The following is a 19,653-nucleotide window of genomic DNA, read 5'->3' on the forward strand; positions in this document are numbered from 1 at the left end:
TTCTCCCCGAAATGCATTTAGGTGCAGCGTCGTGTGTTTCTTGCCGGAGGTAGAGCACTGGATAGGCGATGGGCCCTACCGGGTTACTGACCTTAGCCAAACTCCGAATGCCGGTAAGTGAGAGCGCGGCAGTGAGACTGTGGGGGATAAGCTCCATGGTCGAGAGGGAAACAGCCCAGAGCATCGACTAAGGCCCCTAAGCGTACGCTAAGTGGGAAAGGATGTGGAGTCGCAGAGACAACCAGGAGGTTGGCTTAGAAGCAGCCACCCTTGAAAGAGTGCGTAATAGCTCACTGGTCAAGTGATTCCGCGCCGACAATGTAGCGGGGCTCAAGCGTACCGCCGAAGTCGTGTCATTCCAGCATGAGGGCCAACGCCCGCTGGGATGGGTAGGGGAGCGTCGTGTGCCGGGTGAAGCAGCCGCGGAAGCGAGTTGTGGACGGTTCACGAGTGAGAATGCAGGCATGAGTAGCGATACACACGTGGGAAACGTGTGCGCCGATTGACTAAGGGTTCCTGGGTCAAGCTGATCTGCCCAGGGTAAGTCGGGACCTAAGGCGAGGCCGACAGGCGTAGTCGATGGACAACCGGTTGATATTCCGGTACCCGCTTTGAAACGCCCAATATCGAATCCATTAATGCTAAGGCCGTGAAGCCGTCCTGGATCCTTCGGGTGAAGGGGAGTGGTGGAGCCGCTGACCCAAGGTGGTAGTAGGTAAGCGATGGGGTGACGCAGGAAGGTAGTCCAGCCCGGGCGGTGGTAGTCCCGGGGTAAGGGTGTAGGCCGTGTGGTAGGCAAATCCGTCACACATTAAGGCTGAGACCTGATGCCGAGCCGATTGTGGTGAAGTGGATGATCCTATGCTGTCGAGAAAAGCCTCTAGCGAGTTTCATGGCGGCCCGTACCCTAAACCGACTCAGGTGGTCAGGTAGAGAATACCGAGGCGTTCGGGTGAACTATGGTTAAGGAACTCGGCAAAATGCCCCCGTAACTTCGGGAGAAGGGGGGCCATTTCCGGTGATGAGTCTTGCACTCTGAGCTGGGGGTGGCCGCAGAGACCAGCGAGAAGCGACTGTTTACTAAAAACACAGGTCCGTGCGAAGCCGTAAGGCGATGTATACGGACTGACGCCTGCCCGGTGCTGGAACGTTAAGGGGACCGGTTAGCTCCATTTCGGTGGGGCGAAGCTGAGAACTTAAGCGCCAGTAAACGGCGGTGGTAACTATAACCATCCTAAGGTAGCGAAATTCCTTGTCGGGTAAGTTCCGACCTGCACGAATGGCGTAACGACTTCTCGACTGTCTCAACCATAGGCCCGGTGAAATTGCACTACGAGTAAAGATGCTCGTTTCGCGCAGCAGGACGGAAAGACCCCGGGACCTTTACTATAGCTTGATATTGGTGTTCGGTTCGGCTTGTGTAGGATAGGTGGGAGACTGTGAAGCGGGCACGCCAGTGTTCGTGGAGTCGTCGTTGAAATACCACTCTGGTCGTGCTGGATGTCTAACCTGGGTCCGTGATCCGGATCAGGGACAGTGTCTGGTGGGTAGTTTAACTGGGGCGGTTGCCTCCTAAAGAGTAACGGAGGCGCCCAAAGGTTCCCTCAGCCTGGTTGGCAATCAGGTGTTGAGTGTAAGTGCACAAGGGAGCTTGACTGTGAGACCGACGGGTCGAGCAGGGACGAAAGTCGGGACTAGTGATCCGGCGGTGGCTTGTGGAAGCGCCGTCGCTCAACGGATAAAAGGTACCCCGGGGATAACAGGCTGATCTTCCCCAAGAGTCCATATCGACGGGATGGTTTGGCACCTCGATGTCGGCTCGTCGCATCCTGGGGCTGGAGTCGGTCCCAAGGGTTGGGCTGTTCGCCCATTAAAGCGGTACGCGAGCTGGGTTTAGAACGTCGTGAGACAGTTCGGTCCCTATCCGCTGTGCGCGTAGGAATATTGAGAAGGGCTGTCCCTAGTACGAGAGGACCGGGACGGACGAACCTCTGGTGTGCCAGTTGTCCTGCCAAGGGCATGGCTGGTTGGCTACGTTCGGGAGGGATAACCGCTGAAAGCATCTAAGCGGGAAGCCTGCTTCGAGATGAGTATTCCCACCCCCTTTGAGGGGTTAAGGCTCCCAGTAGACGACTGGGTTGATAGGCCAGGTGTGGAAGACCGGTAACGGTTGGAGCTGACTGGTACTAATAGGCCGAGGGCTTGTCCTCAGTTGCTCGCGTCCACTGTGTAGGTTCTGAAGTAACGACCGTGTTGCTATCCGGTTGGTTAATTTCATAGAGTTTCGGTGGTCATAGCGTTAGGGAAACGCCCGGTTACATTCCGAACCCGGAAGCTAAGCCTTTCAGCGCCGATGGTACTGCATGGGGGACCGTGTGGGAGAGTAGGACGCCGCCGAACAAATTTTCAAAAAGCTCCGGTATCTGGACCTCGGTTCAGATACCGGAGCTTTTTTGTTTTCATGATGAAGTGCAGAGCGTCACTCCACGTTAACGTCACGCCGTCACTCTCCCTTCCATGGGGACAGTGGAGAGGCTCACGGCAGCGGGGATCGGCGCAGGTGACGAGGTCGTCGTGCCCTCGTACGCCACCACAGGGGCCGCCGAGGCGGTCCGCCGGGCCGGCGCCGTGCCCGTGTTCGCGGACATCGACCCGTACAGCCTCTGTCTCGACCCGGCCTCCGTTCCCGCCGCCCTGACGCTGCGTACCGCCGCCGTGATGCCCGTTCACCTCTTCGGCCACCGCGCGGACTTGGCGGGGCTGAAGGCCGTCGCCGCCGAGCGGGGGCTGCTCGTCATCGAGTACGAGCCGCCGCGTCCCGTGGACGAGGACACCAGGAGGCGCCGGGAGAACGCCGCCTATCTGAACGCGCGGCTCACCGGGGTGCTGACACCGTCCGTGGCGCCCGAACTCCCGCACAGCTACGGCTCGTACGTGGTGCGGGTGCCCGGCAACGGGCGGCCGGACCGGGACGCGTTCGCCCGGGCGCTGCGGGCCCGTCGGGTGCGGTGCCAGGTGCCCGTACAGACGCCGGTGCACCGGACCGCGGCGTTCAGGCGTGAGTTGTGGCTGGCGGAGACGGAGCGGGCCGCCGACGAATGCCTCGCACTGCCCGTGGACGCGTCGACGACACAGCGGGAGCTGCACCGTGTGGTGTCCGCGTGCAATGCGCTCGGCGGGCTGTTGCGGGTGGCCGCCTGACGGAGTGCCCAGGTGGTCAAAAGGACGTGCGAACGTCGGGTATGCTTTATCTCGTTGCTGGCCCCAATAGCTCAGTCGGCAGAGCGTCTCCATGGTAAGGAGAAGGTCTACGGTTCGATTCCGTATTGGGGCTCCATAAAGGAAAGGCCCCCGCCATTCGGCGGGGGCCTTTCTGCTGTCCCGGCGCGATCAGTCCTCGTGCAGCGCGGGAACGCGCATTGCCAGGATCGCCATGTCGTCGGAGGCGGGTTCGGCGGCGAACCGTTCCACAGCGCGCAGGATGCGTGCGGCGACCGCGCCCGCCGTCAGGCCCGTACAGTTCGACAGGACGTCGCTCAGGCCGTCGTCGCCCAGCATGCGGGCGCCCTCGCGGCGCTCCGTCACGCCGTCCGTGACGCACAGCAGGACGTCGCCCGGGTCGAGGGTGACCGTCTGCTCGTACAGCTCCAGGTCCTCCATGACGCCCAGCAGCGGCTGGGGATCCGCCGCGGGCTCCACCGTGCCGTCCGGGCGCAGCCGCAGCGGCAGTGGGTGACCCGCGCAGACGACCTTGAGGATCGCGCCGCCGTCCTCCTGCGGCCACAGCTCGCCGTACAGGAGGGTGAGGAAGCGGCTGCGGGCCCCCTCGTCGAGGATGGCGGCGTTGAGTCGCTCCAGGACCGCGGGGCCGCCGTAGCCCTCGCGGGCGAGGAGGCGCAGCGCGTGCCGGGCGAGACCGGTGACCGCGGCGGCCTCCGGGCCCGTGCCGCAGACGTCGCCGATCGCGAAGCCGTAGGCGCCGTCACGGATCGGGAAGAGGTCGTAGAAGTCGCCGCCGACCTCGTTGCCCTCGCCGGCCGCGCGGTAGATGACGTCGACCTCGACACCGGCCACGTGCGGTAGCTCCGGCGGCAGCAGGCTGCGCTGGAGGGACTGGCTGATGGCGGTGCGCTCGCTGTAGAGGCGGGCGTTGTCGAGGGCGAGCGCCGCCCGGCGCGAGAGGTCCTCCGCGAGCTCCAGGATCTCCTGGCGGAAGTGGTCGTCGGTGGGCTTGCCGAGGGTGAGCATGCCGATGACGCGGTTGCGGGCCACGAGCGGCAGCACGACCGTCTCGCCGCCGACGGCGGCCGCCGTCGCGAGTGACGTGCTAGGCCCGGCGGTCCGGGTGATGTCGGACAGGCCGAGGCTGCGCAGGGAGCTGCGCAGCGCCGCGGAGTGCGCGGCCTCGGCGGGTGCCGTCCAGACCCGGGCGCCGGGCGTGGGGACGGGCTCCGGGGGCGCGAGCTTGCCGAGCAGGGTCTTGAGGCCGTCGATGCGGTCCTCGTCCTCGTGCAGGACGTACGACAGCTCGGGGTCGGAGGCGGGGTCGGCGACGGTGTAGACGGCGCACCAGGTGGCGAGCGTGGGCACGGTCATCTGAGCCATCAGGGCCAGCGTCTGGTCCCGGTCCAGGGTGCCCGCGAGCAGATCGGAGGCCTCCACGAGGAAGGAGAGCGAACCGCGGCGCAGACGTTCGAGCTCGTTGAGGCGGGCGCGTTCGACGGCGAGGGCGATACGGTCGGCGGCGAACTGGAGCCGCAGGGCCTCTTCGTTGGTGTAGCGTCCGGGGGCCTCGGCGGCGACGCCGAGCGAGCCGGTGAGACGGCCCTCGACCTTGAGGGGGACGGTGACGACGGAGCGCATGCCGGTGTCGGCCAGCAGGGGCACGGCGCCGGGGATGACGGCGAGGTCCTCGTGGACCGCGGGCATCCGGGCCGAGCCATAGCGGCCCGTGCCCGCTTCGACGGGGACGCGGGCGAAGCGCTGGCGGGCGGACGGGAGGCCGGTGGAGGCGCGGACCTCCAGTTCGGTCTCGTCGTCGGTGGCGAGCAGCAGATAGGCCGCGTCCCCGTCGAGCATGTCGCGGGCGCGCTCGACGGTGCGCTGGAGGAGGCCGTCGAGATCGTCCGGCGCGGGGGAGCCGATGAAGACCTCGAAGGGGTCCGTGGCGGTGCCGCGCTCGCTGCTCGCGGCGTCCGACGCGGGCGAGCGCTGGAAGCTCTGGAGCACCGCGCGCTCCTCCTCGCGCACGAGCAGGCAGACCGTGGAAGGCGCGCCCGCGTTGTCCCGTACGCGCAGGTGGGAGGCGTAGACCGGGGTGATGCGGCCGTCGGCGTCCCTTATGCCGTACGAGCCCTCCCAGCGGGAGAGCCGCAGGGCCTCGGCGATGCCGGTCGAGGTGCCGGGGGTGTGCGGCCAGGCGGCGAAGTCCGTGAGGGGCTTGCCGGTGACCTGGTCGGCGGGGAAGCCGAACATGGCCTGCGCGTCCTCGTTCCAGGCGCTGATGATGCCGCCCTGGTCGATCTGGACGACGGCGACGCGGACGCGGGCGTCGGCGACGGGCAGGGCCTCCGCGGGGAGCGCGGGGCCCGCGGAGCGCGTCCCGGCCGGGCGGTCGGGCAGGTCGAGCTGGAACCACACCTGTTTGTGGGTGCTGCTGTACTCCACGCCCCAGCGGGTGGCCAGGGCCGCGCAGAGCAGCAGACCGCGGCCGCCCTCGCGGTCGACGCCGCCGAGCCGGCGGGCGGAGCTCTGGAGCGGCAGCTCGCGGTCCGGGTAGTGGTCGGCGACCTCCACGCGCACGCCGGTGTCCGTGCGCATGCACAGGACGTCTGCGGCGGTGCCGGCGTGGACGACGGCGTTGGTGACGAGCTCGCTGGTCAGGACGACGGCGTCGTCGATGATGTCGGGGAAGCCCCAGCCCTGGAGAGTGTCCCGGACGAAGGCACGGGCGGAGGCGACCGAGCGTCCGACCGGCTCGAAGGTGGCGGCTGCCCGCGCGGTGATCACAGGTCTCCTCGTGTAGGTCTCGGCGATCTGCTCACCCATGTCGCAGCGCCCCTCCGTTGCCCCGGTCGATTGCCAGGTTACTTACCCTCACCGCACGGGCGGAGGCCGGTGCGCGCTGATTCCACCCTGGGAGTGCCCGCGGACCGTGTGCGATGCTGCCGAACTGTTATGGCCTGGTTGGGCCGGGGTGAAACACTGGGGAAGATTGCAACGGAAGCCCGACGAGGATGATCGAACCCAGCGGGAGGGACACGGTGGAGTCTGGCGCAGCGGCGCGGGGCGTGAGCACGCGCGCGAAGGGCGGACGGTCCCGGGCCAATGGGACGACGGAAGTGGACACGGCGGCCCTGAACCGGCTGCTGTCGGCTCTCTCGGCGATGCGGGACGGGAACTTCCGGAAGCGGCTGACGGTCTCCGACGACGGCGTGATGGCCGAGATCGCGGCGGTCTTCAACGAGGTCGCCGACCGCAATATGCAGCTGACGGGCGAGCTGGCGCGGGTGCGCCGGGTGGTCGGGCGTGAGGGGAAGCTCACGGAGCGGCTGGAGGTCGGGGCCTGCGAGGGGGCGTGGGCGGCGGCGATCGACGCGTCCAACGCCCTGGTCGACGATCTCGTGCGGCCGGTGTCCGAGGTGGGCCGGGTGCTGTCGGCGGTGGCCGAGGGCGACCTGGAGCAGCGGATGGACCTGCGGTCGCAGGGGGCGGACGGGGCGGCGCACCCGCTGCGGGGCGAGTTCCTGAAGGTGGGGCGCACCGTCAACGGCCTCGTGGACCAGCTGTCGGCGTTCACCGACGAGGTGACGCGGGTGGCGAGCGAGGTCGGCACCGAGGGCAAGCTGGGCGGGCAGGCCCGGGTGCGCGGGATGTCGGGTTCGTGGAAGGACCTCACGGATTCCGTCAACACCATGGCGTCCAGGCTCACCGCTCAGGTGCGCGACATCGCGCTGGTGACGACCGCGGTCGCGAAGGGCGACCTCTCCCGGAAGGTCACGGTCCATGTGGCCGGGGAGATGCTGGAGCTCAAGAACACCGTCAACACGATGGTCGACCAGCTGTCTTCGTTCGCCTCCGAGGTGACCCGGGTCGCGCGTGAGGTGGGCACGGAGGGCGAGCTGGGCGGTCAGGCGCAGGTGCCCGGTGTCGCGGGGGTCTGGAAGGACCTGACCGACTCGGTCAACCTCATGGCCGGCAATCTGACGGCCCAGGTGCGGGGGATCGCCCAGGTCACCACGGCGGTCGCGAACGGCGACCTGTCGCAGAAGGTGACGGTGAGCGCGCGCGGCGAGGTCGCGCAGCTGGCCGAGACGATCAACCAGATGACGGAGACGCTGCGGACCTTCGCCGACGAGGTCACCCGGGTGGCCAGTGAGGTCGGCGTCGAGGGGCTGCTCAGCGGCCAGGCGCAGGTGCCGGGTGCGGCGGGTACGTGGAAGGATCTCACCGATTCGGTGAACACCGCGTTCCGTAACGTCACCACCCAGGTGAGGGACATCGCGCAGGTGACGACCGCGGTGGCCAACGGCGACCTCGGGCAGAAGGTCACCGTCGATGTGTCCGGCGAGATGCTGGAGTTGAAGAACACCGTCAACACGATGGTCGACCAGCTCTCGGCCTTCGGTTCCGAAGTGACGCGTGTGGCACGGGAGATCGGCGTCGAGGGCGAACTCGGCGGCCAGGCGGCGGTGCCGGGTGCGGCGGGCACGTGGAAGGATCTCACCGATTCGGTGAACACCGCCTTCCGCAACCTCACCGGACAGGTGCGCAACATCGCGCAGGTGACGACGGCCGTGGCCAACGGCGACCTCTCGCAGAAGGTCACCGTCGACGTGTCCGGCGAGATGCTCCAGCTGAAGAACACCGTGAACACCATGGTGGACCAGCTGTCGTCGTTCGCCGACCAGGTGACCCGGATGGCCCGCGACGTGGGCACCGAGGGGCGGCTCGGCGGGCAGGCCCGGGTGGACGGCGTCAGCGGCACCTGGAAGGAGCTCACCGACTCCGTCAACTTCATGGCAGGCAACCTCACTTCGCAGGTCCGGCAGATCGCCCAGGTGACGACGGCGGTCGCGCGCGGTGACCTTTCGCAGAAGATCGACGTGGATGCCCGGGGCGAGATCCTGGAGCTGAAGAACACCATCAACACGATGGTCGACCAGCTCTCCGCCTTCGCCGAGCAGGTGACCAGGGTCGCCCGCGAGGTCGGTACGGACGGGCGGCTCGGCGGCCAGGCGCAGGTGCCGGGCGTGGCCGGGGTGTGGCGCGACCTGACGGACTCCGTCAACGGCATGGCGGGGAACCTGACCGCCCAGGTCCGCAACATCGCCGGTGTCGCCACCGCGGTGGCCCGGGGCGACCTTTCGCAGAAGATCGACGTGGATGCCCGGGGCGAGATCCTGGAGCTGAAGAACACCCTCAACACCATGGTCGACCAGCTGTCCTCGTTCGCCGAGCAGGTGACGCGGGTGGCGAGGGAGGTGGGCACCGAGGGCATCCTCGGCGGTCAGGCCGAGGTGCAGGGGGTCTCCGGCACCTGGAAGGACCTCACGCAGTCCGTCAACTTCATGGCGAACAACCTCACCTCCCAGGTGCGCAACATCGCCGAGGTGACGACGGCGGTGGCCAAGGGCGACCTCTCGAAGAAGATCACGGTCGACGCGAAGGGCGAGATCCTCGAACTGGTCACCACCGTGAACACGATGGTGGACCAGCTGTCGGACTTCGCCGAGCAGGTCACGCGGGTGGCCCGCGAGGTGGGCACCGAGGGTCAGCTGGGCGGTCAGGCGCGGGTGCGGGACGTCACCGGCATCTGGAAGGACCTCAGCGACAACGTCAACCTGATGGCGAACAACCTCACCAGCCAGGTCCGCAACATCTCGCAGGTCGCGGCCGCGGTCGCCAACGGTGACCTGACCAAGAAGGTGACGGTCGAGGCGCGCGGCGAGGTCGCGCAGCTGGCCGACACCGTCAACACCATGGTGACGACGCTGTCCTCCTTCGCCGACGAGGTCACGCGCGTGGCGCGCGAGGTCGGCACCGACGGGATCCTCGGCGGCCAGGCGCGGGTCCTGGGCGTCAGCGGCACGTGGAAGGACCTCACCGAGTCCGTGAACTCGATGGCGTCCAACCTGACCGGCCAGGTCCGCAACATCGCGATGGTGACCACCGCCATCGCCCAGGGCGACCTGACCAAGAAGATCGACATCGACGCGCGCGGTGAGATCCTCCAGCTGAAGACCACCATCAACACGATGGTCGACCAGCTGTCGTCCTTCGCCGACCAGGTGACCCGGGTGGCCCGCGAGGTGGGCACCGAGGGGCAGCTGGGCGGTCAGGCGCGGGTGCGCGACGTGGACGGCACCTGGCGCGACCTCACCGAGTCGGTGAACGAGATGGCCGGGAACCTGACCCGGCAGGTGCGCGCCATCGCCGAGGTCGCCACCGCGGTGACCCGCGGCGATCTCAACCTCAAGATCGACGTGGACGCGGCCGGCGAGATCCTGGAGCTCCAGGACAACATCAACACGATGATCGCCAACCTCCGCGAGACCACGCTCGCCAACAAGGAGCAGGACTGGCTCAAGGGCAACCTCGCCCGGATCTCCGGCCTGATGCAGGGCCGCCGCGATCTGGAGGACGTCGCCGGGCTGATCATGAGCGAGCTGACGCCGGTGGTCTCCGCGCAGCACGGCGCGTTCTTCCTGGCGATGCCGACGGGCGGCCAGGCGGCCGAGGACGCGTACGAGCTGCGGATGCTCGGCTCCTACGGTTACTCGATGGGCTCGATGCCCACCTCCTTCCGGCCGGGCGAGACGCTCATCGGCACCGCCGCACAGGAGAAGCGGACGATCCTGGTGGAGAACGTCCCACCGGGCTATCTGAAGATCGCCTCCGGTCTGGGGGAGGCGCCGCCCGCGCACGTCATCGTGCTGCCCGTGCTCTTCGAGGGGCAGGTGCTCGGTGTGATCGAGCTGGCGTCCTTCCAGCCGTTCGCGCAGATCCAGAAGGACTTCCTCAACCAGATCGCCGAGATGATCGGCACGAGCGTCAACACCATCAGTGTCAACACCAAGACCGAGGTGCTGCTCAAGCAGTCGCAGGAGCTGACGGAGCAACTGCGCGAGCGGTCGGCCGAGTTGGAGAACCGGCAGAAGGCGCTGGAGATCTCCAACGCCGAGCTGGAGGAGAAGTCCGAGCGGCTGGCCCGGCAGAACCGCGACATCGAGGTGAAGAACACCGAGATCGAGGAGGCCCGGCAGGTCCTGGAGGAGCGCGCCGAGCAGCTCGCGGTCTCGATGCGCTACAAGTCCGAGTTCCTGGCCAACATGTCGCACGAGCTGCGGACGCCGCTCAACTCGCTGCTGATCCTCGCCAAGTTGCTCGCCGACAACGCCGAGGGCAACCTCTCCCCGAAGCAGGTCGAGTTCGCGGAGACCATCCACGGCGCGGGCTCGGACCTGCTCCAGCTCATCAACGACATCCTGGACCTGTCGAAGGTCGAGGCGGGCAAGATGGACGTCAGTCCGACCCGTATCGCCCTGGTGCAGCTCGTGGACTACGTGGAGGCCACCTTCCGGCCGCTGACGGCGGAGAAGGGGCTCGACTTCTCCGTACGGGTCTCGCCGGAGCTCCCGGCGACGCTGCACACGGACGAGCAGCGGCTGCTCCAGGTGCTGCGCAACCTGCTGTCGAACGCGGTGAAGTTCACCGACACCGGCGCGGTCGAGCTCGTCATCCGCCCGGCGGGCGGGGACGTGCCGGACAGCATCCGGGAGCAGCTGCTGGAGGCGGGTTCGCTGCGCGACGCGGACGGCGACGTGATCGCGTTCTCGGTCACGGACACGGGGATCGGCATCGCGGCGAGCAAGATGCGGGTGATCTTCGAGGCGTTCAAGCAGGCGGACGGGACGACCAGCCGCAAGTACGGCGGTACGGGCCTCGGGCTGTCCATCAGCCGGGAGATCGCCCGGCTGCTGGGCGGTGAGATCCACGCGGCGAGCGAGCCGGGCCGTGGCTCCACGTTCACCCTCTACCTCCCGCTCAACACCGGTGAGCTGCCGCCCCAGGGCTATCCGCAGCTCGCGCCGGGCGTCCATGGTCTCGCCGTGTCGGAGCCGCCGGCCGCCGCGGGGGGCGGGGGCGACCACTCCGACCCGTCCGCCGCCGAGCCCGCGCGCGGGGCGGCCGGGCTCTTCCTGCGCCGCCGGCGCGCCGCGCAGGCGGCGGGGCAGTGGCCCGCGCTGCCCGGTCCGTCCGGCGTCGGCACGGGGGCATCCGCCCCGGCGGCCGAGCCGCCGTCCGCCCCGGAGGAGGGCTCCTGGCTGAACGAGCCGGCCGGTGACGCAGAGCAACCGTCGAGCCACGGGTTCGGCAAGGGCTTCGGAGGGGCCTTCCACGGCGAGAAGGTGCTGATCGTCGACGACGACATCCGCAATGTGTTCGCCCTCACGAGCGTCCTGGAGCAGTACGGGCTGTCGGTGCTCTACGCGGAGAACGGCCGCGAGGGGATCGAGGTCCTGGAGCAGCACGACGACGTCGTGGTGGTCCTGATGGACATCATGATGCCGGAGATGGACGGCTATGCCACGACGGCCGCGATCCGCAGGATGCCGCAGTTCGCGGGCCTGCCCATCATCGCGCTCACGGCCAAGGCGATGAAGGGCGACCGGGAGAAGAGCATCGACGCCGGGGCTTCCGACTATGTCACCAAGCCGGTTGATACGGACCATCTGCTGACGGTGATGGAGCAGTGGATGCGCACCGAGTGACGGGTAACCGGACGGTTCCTGACCACCTGTTGACAGACTGTGGCCGAAGACGTGTGGGAGCACGGGATTCGGGGAACCTTCTGGTCCCCCACTACGTTTCCGCTACGTGCACAGTGACATCGCGGTGACAGGGTGTGGCGACCGGCAGGGTGCGGCTACCATGACCGGCACAAGGACGGGCGGCGCAAGGGAGTCGTCCCCTGGGGCGGCGCCCGGTGCTTCCCCCGGCTCTTCGAGCTGGGGAGACCCCAAGCCGGGACGAGGAGGACGGGGCATGGTTCAGAAGGCCAAGATCCTCCTGGTCGATGACCGGCCGGAAAATCTGCTGGCGCTGGAGGCGATCCTCTCGGCGCTCGATCAGACACTGGTGCGGGCATCGTCAGGGGAGGAAGCGCTCAAGGCGCTGCTGACGGACGACTTCGCAGTGATCCTGCTGGATGTCCAGATGCCTGGCATGGACGGTTTCGAGACCGCCGCGCACATCAAGCGGCGGGAGCGGACCCGCGACATCCCGATCATCTTCCTCACCGCCATCAACCACGGCCCGCACCACACCTTCCGCGGTTACGCGGCGGGCGCCGTGGACTACATCTCCAAGCCGTTCGACCCCTGGGTGCTGCGCGCCAAGGTCTCGGTGTTCGTCGAGCTCTATATGAAGAACTGCCAGCTGCGCGAGCAGGCGGCCCTGTTGCGCCTCCAGCTGGAGAGCGGCCAGGGCCGGGCCGGCGCGGCGGCGGCCCAGGAGCCCGCGGGGCTGCTCGCCGAGCTCTCCGCGCGGCTCGCCGCCGTGGAGGAGCAGGCCGAGGCGCTCACCAAGCAGCTCGACGAGTCCGCCGACGCGGCGGCCGTCGCCACCGCCGCCCACCTGGAGCGCAAACTCACCGGGCTGCGGCGGGCGCTGGACGCCCTGGAGCCCGGCACCGGCAGCGGCGTCGGCCCGCTTCCCTCGCCCAGCTGACCCCCTGACGCCGCGTCACCCTCGGCGCCGCCGAAGCGCGACACGAATGGGTGAACGCATGGGCGCAGGTGTCCCTCACGTCCGACGACGGTAACCTCGGCACCATGGCCTCACGTACGTCCGGCAAGGGTTCCCAGAGCACGGCGGGCACCTCGAAGCAGCGCGCCGGACGACCCGGGGGCGCGGCCAAGAAGGCGCCCGCGAAAAAAGCGGCGCCGAAGCCCGCGGGCAAGGCACCCGCGAAGAAGGCGGCACCGCGCAGGGCGCCCGCCAAGAAGGCCGTCGCCAAGAAGGCGGCGCCCAAGCCCACGCCGTCCGCCACCGGTGGCATCTACCGCCTCGTCAAGGCCGTATGGCTCGGTGTGGCGCACGCCGTCGGCGCGCTCTTCCGCGGGGTCGGCCGGGGCGCCAAGAACCTCGACCCGGCGCACCGCAAGGACGGCCAGGCGCTGCTGCTCCTCGGCCTCGCCCTGATCGTCGCCGCGGGCACCTGGTCCAACCTCCAGGGCCCGGTCGGCGAGCTGGTGCAGATGCTCATCACCGGCGCCTTCGGCCGCCTGGATCTCGTCGTGCCGATACTCCTCGGCGTCATCGCGATCCGGCTGATCCGCCACCCGGAACGGCCCGAGGCCAACGGGCGGATCGTGATCGGGCTGTCCGCACTGGTGATCGGCGTCCTCGGACAGGTCCACGTGGCCTGTGGCTCGCCGGGCCGGGGCGACGGCGAGGAGGCCCTGCGCAACGCGGGCGGCCTGATCGGCTGGGTCGCCGCCGAGCCCCTGATCGTCACGGTCGGCGAGGTGCTGGCCGTCCCCCTGCTCGTCCTGCTGACCGTCTTCGGTCTGCTGGTGGTCACGGCCACCCCGGTCAACACCATCCCCCAGCGGCTGCGCAGGCTGGGGGTGCGGCTCGGGGTGATCGAGCCCTATCCGGGGGAGTACGAGGCCGAGCCGGAGTACGCGGAGTACGACGACGAATGGCGCGAGGCCCCCGCCCGGCGGCCCCGCCGCGCGGCGGCCGCCCCCGTGGACGTGGAGAGCGCCGAGGAGGAGGCGCTCGGCAGGCGCCGCCGGCCGCGCGCCGTGCAGCCCCCGGCGGACCGGCCGCTGGACGCCGTCGACGTGGCGGCCGCGGCCGCCGCCTCGCTGGACGGCGCGGTCCTCCACGGGGTGCAGCCGTCGCCGCTCGTCGCCGGGCTCAGCAGCGGCATCTCGACCGAGCGGGAGGCCGGGCCGCGGAGCGCGCCGGAGGCCGGAGCCGAGCGGTCCGGCGCGGTGCCGGGCGCGCGCGGCACCGCGAAGGCGGGGAGGCCCGCGGGCGTCCCCGACCTCACCAAGGCCGCGCCCGAGCCCCCGCAGGGGCTGCCCGCCCGCGCCGAGCAGCTCCAGCTGTCCGGCGACATCACCTACGCGCTGCCCTCGCTCGACCTGCTGGAGCGCGGCGGCCCGGGGAAGGCCCGCAGCGCCGCCAACGACGCCATAGTGGCCGCACTGACGAACGTGTTCGCGGAGTTCAAGGTCGACGCGGCCGTCACCGGCTTCACCCGCGGCCCGACGGTCACGCGCTACGAGGTGGAGCTGGGCCCGGCCGTCAAGGTCGAGCGGATCACCGCCCTCGCCAAGAACATCGCCTACGCCGTCGCCAGCCCGGACGTACGGATCATCAGCCCGATCCCCGGCAAGTCCGCGGTCGGCATCGAGATCCCCAACACCGACCGCGAGATGGTCAACCTCGGCGACGTGCTGCGGCTGGCGGACGCCGCCGGTGACGAGCACCCGATGCTCGTCGCCCTGGGCAAGGACGTCGAGGGCGGCTATGTGATGGCCAACCTGACGAAGATGCCGCACATGCTGGTCGCCGGAGCCACCGGTTCCGGAAAGTCGTCCTGCATCAACTGCCTGATCACCTCGGTCATGATCCGGGCGACCCCCGACGACGTGCGCATGGTCCTCATCGACCCCAAGCGTGTCGAGCTGACGGCCTACGAGGGCATCCCGCACCTGATCACGCCGATCATCACCAACCCCAAGCGGGCCGCGGAGGCCCTGCAGTGGGTGGTCCGCGAGATGGACCTGCGCTACGACGACCTGGCGGCGTTCGGCTTCCGGCACATCGACGACTTCAACGCGGCCGTGCGCAACGGCAAGGTCAAGCCCCCGGAGGGCAGCGGCCGCGACCTGTCGCCGTATCCGTACCTGCTGGTGATCGTCGACGAGCTCGCGGACCTGATGATGGTCGCCCCGCGGGACGTCGAGGACTCGATCGTCCGCATCACCCAGCTCGCGCGGGCCGCCGGCATCCACCTCGTGCTCGCCACCCAGCGGCCGTCCGTCGACGTCGTCACCGGCCTCATCAAGGCGAACGTGCCGTCCCGGCTCGCCTTCGCCACCTCCTCGCTCGCCGACAGCCGGGTCATCCTCGACCAGCCGGGCGCCGAGAAGCTGATCGGCAAGGGCGACAGCCTCTTCCTGCCGATGGGGGCGGGCAAGCCCGTCCGCATGCAGGGCGCCTTCGTGACGGAGGCGGAGGTCGCCGGCGTCGTCCAGCACTGCAAGGACCAGATGGCGCCCGTCTTCCGCGACGACGTCACGGTCGGCACCGCGAAGAAGAAGGAGATCGACGAGGACATCGGCGACGACCTGGATCTGCTCTGCCAGGCCGCCGAGCTGGTCGTCTCCACGCAGTTCGGCTCCACCTCGATGCTCCAGCGGAAACTGCGTGTGGGATTCGCGAAGGCGGGCAGACTCATGGATCTGATGGAGTCGCGCAACATCGTGGGCCCGAGCGAGGGTTCGAAGGCCCGCGACGTGCTGGTCAAGCCCGACGAGCTGGACGCGGTGCTCGCGGTGATCCGTGGGGACGGCGGTTCCTAGCCGGGCCGGCCACCGGATGCCGAGGGGCGGGGACGGTGCCGCCTTGCGGAGGCCGGACGCCGGGAAACCCCCGGAAGAGGAGTCGGCCGACCGTTTCTCTCGGCTGTGCGCCGAGTTGAGGAGAGGGGGGCGGGCCGATGTCCCACCATCGGCGTCGGAGAGTCATCTGATGGCGTACAAAGTCCGTCTTTCCGCTTGCCCGATGTTTTTGCATCCCCCCTAGACTGAACCTCCAGCAGGTGGCTACACGCTCGAAAGGCGCCCACGTGTCCATCGGCAACTCTCCCGCGGACACTCCCGCGGACGACGACCGGCCTTCCATCGGCCAGGCCCTCCAGCAGGCCCGAACCAGCGCAGGACTGACCGTCGAAGAGGTCAGTTCGACCACCCGAGTGCGCATTCCGATCGTCCAGGCCATCGAGCAGGACGACTTCTCGCGCTGCGGTGGCCACGTCTACGCCCGAGGACATATCCGCGTGCTGGCGAGCACCGTCGGACTGGACCCGGCCGAGCTGCTCACGCAGTACGCCGCGCAGTACGGCGGGCGCCCCTCACCGACACCCGCGGCGCCGCTGTTCGACGCCGAGCGCATCCGGCCGGAGCCCCGGCGGCCCAACTGGACGGCCGCCATGGTGGCCGCGATCGTCGCCGTGGTCGGCTTCGTGGGATTCACCCTCTTCAACGGCGGCGCGAAGAGCTCGGGCGACTCCGTCGCGGCCGACTCGCCCTCCGCCAAGCCCCCGGCGTCCCCGAGCGTGAAGGCCCCTCCCGCCAAGCCCGCCGACCCCAAGCCCGAGCAGTCCGAGAGCGCCATCGCCGGCGTCCCCGCCAACATGGTCACCGTCAAGCTCACCGCCCAGAACGGCCAGACCTGGATGTCCGCCAAGGACCACAACGGCAAGCTGCTGGAAGAGGGCGTGCTCAAGCAGGGCGACTCCAAGACCTTCACCGACAACAAGCGCATCGATCTCGTGCTCGGCAACGCCGGAGCGGTCCAGCTCTTCGTGAACGGCAAGCAGGTGAAGAACCTGACCGACGACGGCAAGGTCCAGCGGCTGAGCTACACCAGGGGAGACCCGGTCGCGGGCTGAGGCGGGCCCGGAGCCGGTCCCCGGAGGGCCGTCCGCACGCCGCCGACCAGGCATCGGACGGGTGGACAAGCGCCGGGAGCACCCGGCGCGGCGCGCCGCCGGGTGACCATCCTCTCGGTACTCGTCGCCACTCGGCAGCGGATGCGGCCCCGGGACAAAGTAGGCTGAGCCCTATGCCCGAACGCCGTACCGTCGCTCTTGTCACACTTGGCTGCGCCCGTAACGAGGTGGACTCGGAGGAGCTGGCAGGCCGCTTGGCGGCGGATGGCTGGGACCTCGTCGAGGACGCCGCCGACGCCGATGTGGCCGTAGTCAACACCTGTGGTTTCGTCGAGGCCGCCAAGAAGGACTCCGTCGACGCCCTCCTCGAAGCAAACGATCTCAAGACCGCGTCCTCCGAGGGCCGTGGCGGCCGGACCCAGGCCGTGGTCGCCGTCGGCTGCATGGCCGAGCGGTACGGCAAGGAGCTCGCCGAGGCGCTGCCCGAGGCCGACGGCGTGCTCGGCTTCGACGACTACGCCGACATCTCCGACCGGCTCCAGACCATCCTCTCCGGTGGCGTCCACGCCTCCCACACCCCGCGCGACCGGCGCAAGCTGCTGCCGATCAGCCCCGCCGAGCGGCAGACCGCCGCGGTGGCGCTGCCCGGTCACGCCCAGACCGGAACCGGCCAGGAGCCCGCGCAGGAGCCGCCGGCCGACCTCCCGGAAGGCGTCGCCCCGGCCTCCGGGCCGCGCGCGCCGCTCCGCCGCAGGCTCGGCACCAGCCCCGTCGCCTCGGTCAAGCTCGCCTCCGGCTGCGACCGCCGGTGCTCCTTCTGCGCCATCCCCTCCTTCCGCGGCTCGTTCATCTCCCGCCGCCCCTCCGACGTGCTGAGCGAGACGCGCTGGCTCGCGGAGCAGGGCGTGAAGGAGGTCATGCTGGTCTCCGAGAACAACACCTCGTACGGCAAGGATCTCGGCGACATCCGCCTCCTGGAGACGCTGCTGCCGGAGCTCGCGGCGGTGGACGGTCTGGAGCGCATCCGGGTCAGCTACCTCCAGCCCGCGGAGATGCGGCCGGGCCTGATCGACGTGCTGACCTCGACGGACAAGATCGCGCCGTACTTCGACCTGTCCTTCCAGCACTCCGCGCCCGGCGTGCTGCGCGCGATGCGCCGCTTCGGCGACACCGACCGCTTCCTGGAGCTGCTCGACCAGATCCGGTCCAAGGCCCCGCAGGCGGGTGCCCGCTCCAACTTCATCGTCGGCTTCCCCGGGGAGACCGAGGAGGACGTGGCCGAGCTGGAGCGCTTCCTGACCGGTGCGCGCCTGGACGCGATCGGCGTCTTCGGCTACTCCGACGAGGACGGCACCGAGGCCGCCACCTACGAGGACAAGCTCGACCCGGAGGTCGTGGCGGAGCGGCTGGAGCGCATCTCCCGGCTGGCCGAGGAGCTGACCGCGCAGCGCGCGGAGGAGCGGCTCGGAGAGACCATTGAAGTACTCGTCGACCGGATCGACGAGGAGGACGGCGTGCTCGGCCGGGCCGCCCACCAGGCGCCCGAGACCGACGGCCAGGTGCGGCTCGCCACGGACCGGGAATTCGCCCCGGGCCGCATGGTCGTGGCCAAGGTGGTGGCGACCGAGGGAGTGGATCTCGTCGCCGAGCCCCTGGGTGACGATGGGTGTACCGAGGAGGCGGCCAGATGACCGGAGTCCCGGCCTCCGCTGCCGGAGGCCATGCCCCGGCATCGGCCATGAGGCCGGCCGGTTTGTGGAACATCGCCAATATCCTCACCATGGTGCGGCTGCTGCTCGTGCCCGGGTTCGTGTTGTTGATGCTCCATAACGGCGGTTCCGACCCGGCCTGGCGCTCCTTCGCCTGGGCCGCGTTCGCGGTCGCCATGATCACGGATCTGTTCGACGGCCACCTGGCCCGGATGTACAACCTGGTCACCGACTTCGGCAAGATCGCCGACCCGATCGCCGACAAGGCGATCATGGGCGCGGCGCTGATCTGCCTGTCCTCGCTGAGCCTCCTGCCGTGGTGGGTCACGGGGGTGATCCTCTTCCGCGAGGTCGGCATCACGCTGATGCGGTTCTGGGTCATCAAGCACGGGGTCATCCCGGCCAGCCGCGGCGGCAAGATGAAGACGCTGGCCCAGGGCGTGGCGGTGGGGATGTACATCCTCGCGCTGACCGGGCCGTTGGCCACTGCCCGCTTCTGGGTGATGGCGGTGGCCGTGGTGTTGACCGTGTACACCGGCCTCGACTACGTGCGGCAGGCCCTCGTCCTGCGCAGGGCCGGGCTGGCCGCACAGCGCGAGCGGGCCGGCCGGGACGCCGTGCGATGAGCGCGGCCACGGACGACGCCCCGGCGCCGGCCGCGGCGGTCCTGGCCGCCCTGGTGGAGCGCGGCCTGACGGTGGCGGCCGCCGAATCGCTCACCGGTGGCCTGGTCGCGGCCGGTCTGACCGCGGTGCCGGGTGCCTCCCGCGCGGTGCGCGGCTCGGTCACCGCGTACGCCTCGGAGGTCAAGCGCGACGTCCTGGGCGTGGACGGGGAACTGCTCGCCGGGCGCGGGGCCGTCGACCCGGAGGTGGCGCGGCAGATGGCGGTCGGCGTACGGGCGTTGCTGAATGCCGACTGGGGCACGGCCACGACCGGGGTCGCGGGCCCGGAGCCCCAGGACGGCCGGCCGGTCGGTACGGTGTTCGTCGCCGTCGCGGGGCCGGGGGGCCGCTCGGCGGTCAGGGAACTGGCGCTGACCGGTGACCGGGCGCGGATCCGCGGGGAAAGCGTGCGGGCCGTGCTGGAACTGCTGCTGAGCGAACTGACAGAAAACGTGGGCGCAAAGGATACGGAACACAACGGGGGGAATTGATGTTTGCAGCCCTGAGTGAACACGACATAGCTCCCCGCACGGCCGGAGCCCGAGGCGGTACGGTGGGGCGTGAAGGATCCGGATTCGCGGTC

9 protein-coding genes, 1 tRNA gene and 2 rRNA genes (1 of these 12 only partly in view) are annotated in these 19,653 nt (G+C 69.2%); 11 read left to right on the top strand and 1 reads right to left on the bottom strand.

The window, feature by feature from the left end; genetic code table 11:
* From DXZ73_RS30465 to DXZ73_RS30480, 4 genes are all read left to right on the top strand, one after another.
* Positions 1-2,210, top strand: a 23S ribosomal RNA gene (locus tag DXZ73_RS30465); it begins 914 nt to the left of the window's first position.
* Between the two features lie 73 nt (positions 2,211-2,283).
* Positions 2,284-2,400: ribosomal RNA gene (gene rrf / locus DXZ73_RS30470) — 5S ribosomal RNA — on the top strand.
* Between the two features lie 117 nt (positions 2,401-2,517).
* Positions 2,518-3,201 (top strand): DegT/DnrJ/EryC1/StrS family aminotransferase, encoded by a 684-nt coding sequence (locus DXZ73_RS30475; protein WP_116214205.1) that lies wholly within the window; start codon positions 2,518-2,520, stop codon positions 3,199-3,201.
* Between the two features lie 60 nt (positions 3,202-3,261).
* A tRNA-Thr gene (locus DXZ73_RS30480) sits at positions 3,262-3,337 on the top strand.
* Between the two features lie 53 nt (positions 3,338-3,390).
* Here DXZ73_RS30480 and DXZ73_RS30485 read toward each other — a convergent pair.
* The gene (locus tag DXZ73_RS30485) at positions 3,391-6,009 is read right to left on the bottom strand and encodes a SpoIIE family protein phosphatase (protein WP_116215962.1); all 2,619 of its coding nucleotides are present in this window, start codon (positions 6,007-6,009) and stop codon (positions 3,391-3,393) included.
* Between the two features lie 254 nt (positions 6,010-6,263).
* On the opposite strand from DXZ73_RS30485, the gene DXZ73_RS30495 reads away from it, so the two are divergent.
* The 7 genes from DXZ73_RS30495 (at position 6,264) to DXZ73_RS30525 (ending at position 19,561) form a co-directional block, all read left to right on the top strand.
* A complete protein-coding gene (locus tag DXZ73_RS30495) occupies positions 6,264-11,774 on the top strand; it encodes a HAMP domain-containing protein (RefSeq protein ID WP_205519260.1) in 5,511 nt (1,836 codons plus the stop codon).
* A gap of 274 nt (positions 11,775-12,048) precedes the next feature.
* Positions 12,049-12,732 (top strand): response regulator, encoded by a 684-nt coding sequence (locus DXZ73_RS30500; RefSeq protein WP_116214207.1) that lies wholly within the window; start codon positions 12,049-12,051, stop codon positions 12,730-12,732.
* 104 nt (positions 12,733-12,836) lie between these two features.
* Positions 12,837-15,605 (top strand): DNA translocase FtsK, encoded by a 2,769-nt coding sequence (locus DXZ73_RS30505; RefSeq protein WP_116215964.1) that lies wholly within the window; start codon positions 12,837-12,839, stop codon positions 15,603-15,605.
* 266 nt (positions 15,606-15,871) lie between these two features.
* Positions 15,872-16,696 (top strand): helix-turn-helix domain-containing protein, encoded by an 825-nt coding sequence (locus DXZ73_RS30510; RefSeq protein WP_116214208.1) that lies wholly within the window; start codon positions 15,872-15,874, stop codon positions 16,694-16,696.
* 173 nt (positions 16,697-16,869) lie between these two features.
* Positions 16,870-18,387 (top strand): 30S ribosomal protein S12 methylthiotransferase RimO, encoded by a 1,518-nt coding sequence (gene rimO, locus DXZ73_RS30515; RefSeq protein WP_116214209.1) that lies wholly within the window; start codon positions 16,870-16,872, stop codon positions 18,385-18,387.
* Entirely contained in the window at positions 18,384-19,031 is a 648-nt protein-coding gene (pgsA, locus tag DXZ73_RS30520) for a CDP-diacylglycerol--glycerol-3-phosphate 3-phosphatidyltransferase (protein ID WP_116214210.1), read from the top strand. Before rimO ends, pgsA begins: the two co-directional genes overlap by 4 nt.
* Positions 19,028-19,561, top strand: coding sequence for a CinA family protein (locus tag DXZ73_RS30525; RefSeq protein ID WP_116214211.1), 534 nt, complete (start codon positions 19,028-19,030; stop codon positions 19,559-19,561). The genes pgsA and DXZ73_RS30525 overlap by 4 nt, the downstream gene beginning before the upstream one ends.
* Positions 19,562-19,653: the final 92 nt, after the last annotated feature.

It is taken from the genome of Streptoverticillium olivoreticuli subsp. olivoreticuli, assembly GCF_003391135.1.
In the GTDB taxonomy this organism is placed as follows: Bacteria; Actinomycetota; Actinomycetes; order Streptomycetales; family Streptomycetaceae; genus Streptomyces; species Streptomyces blastmyceticus.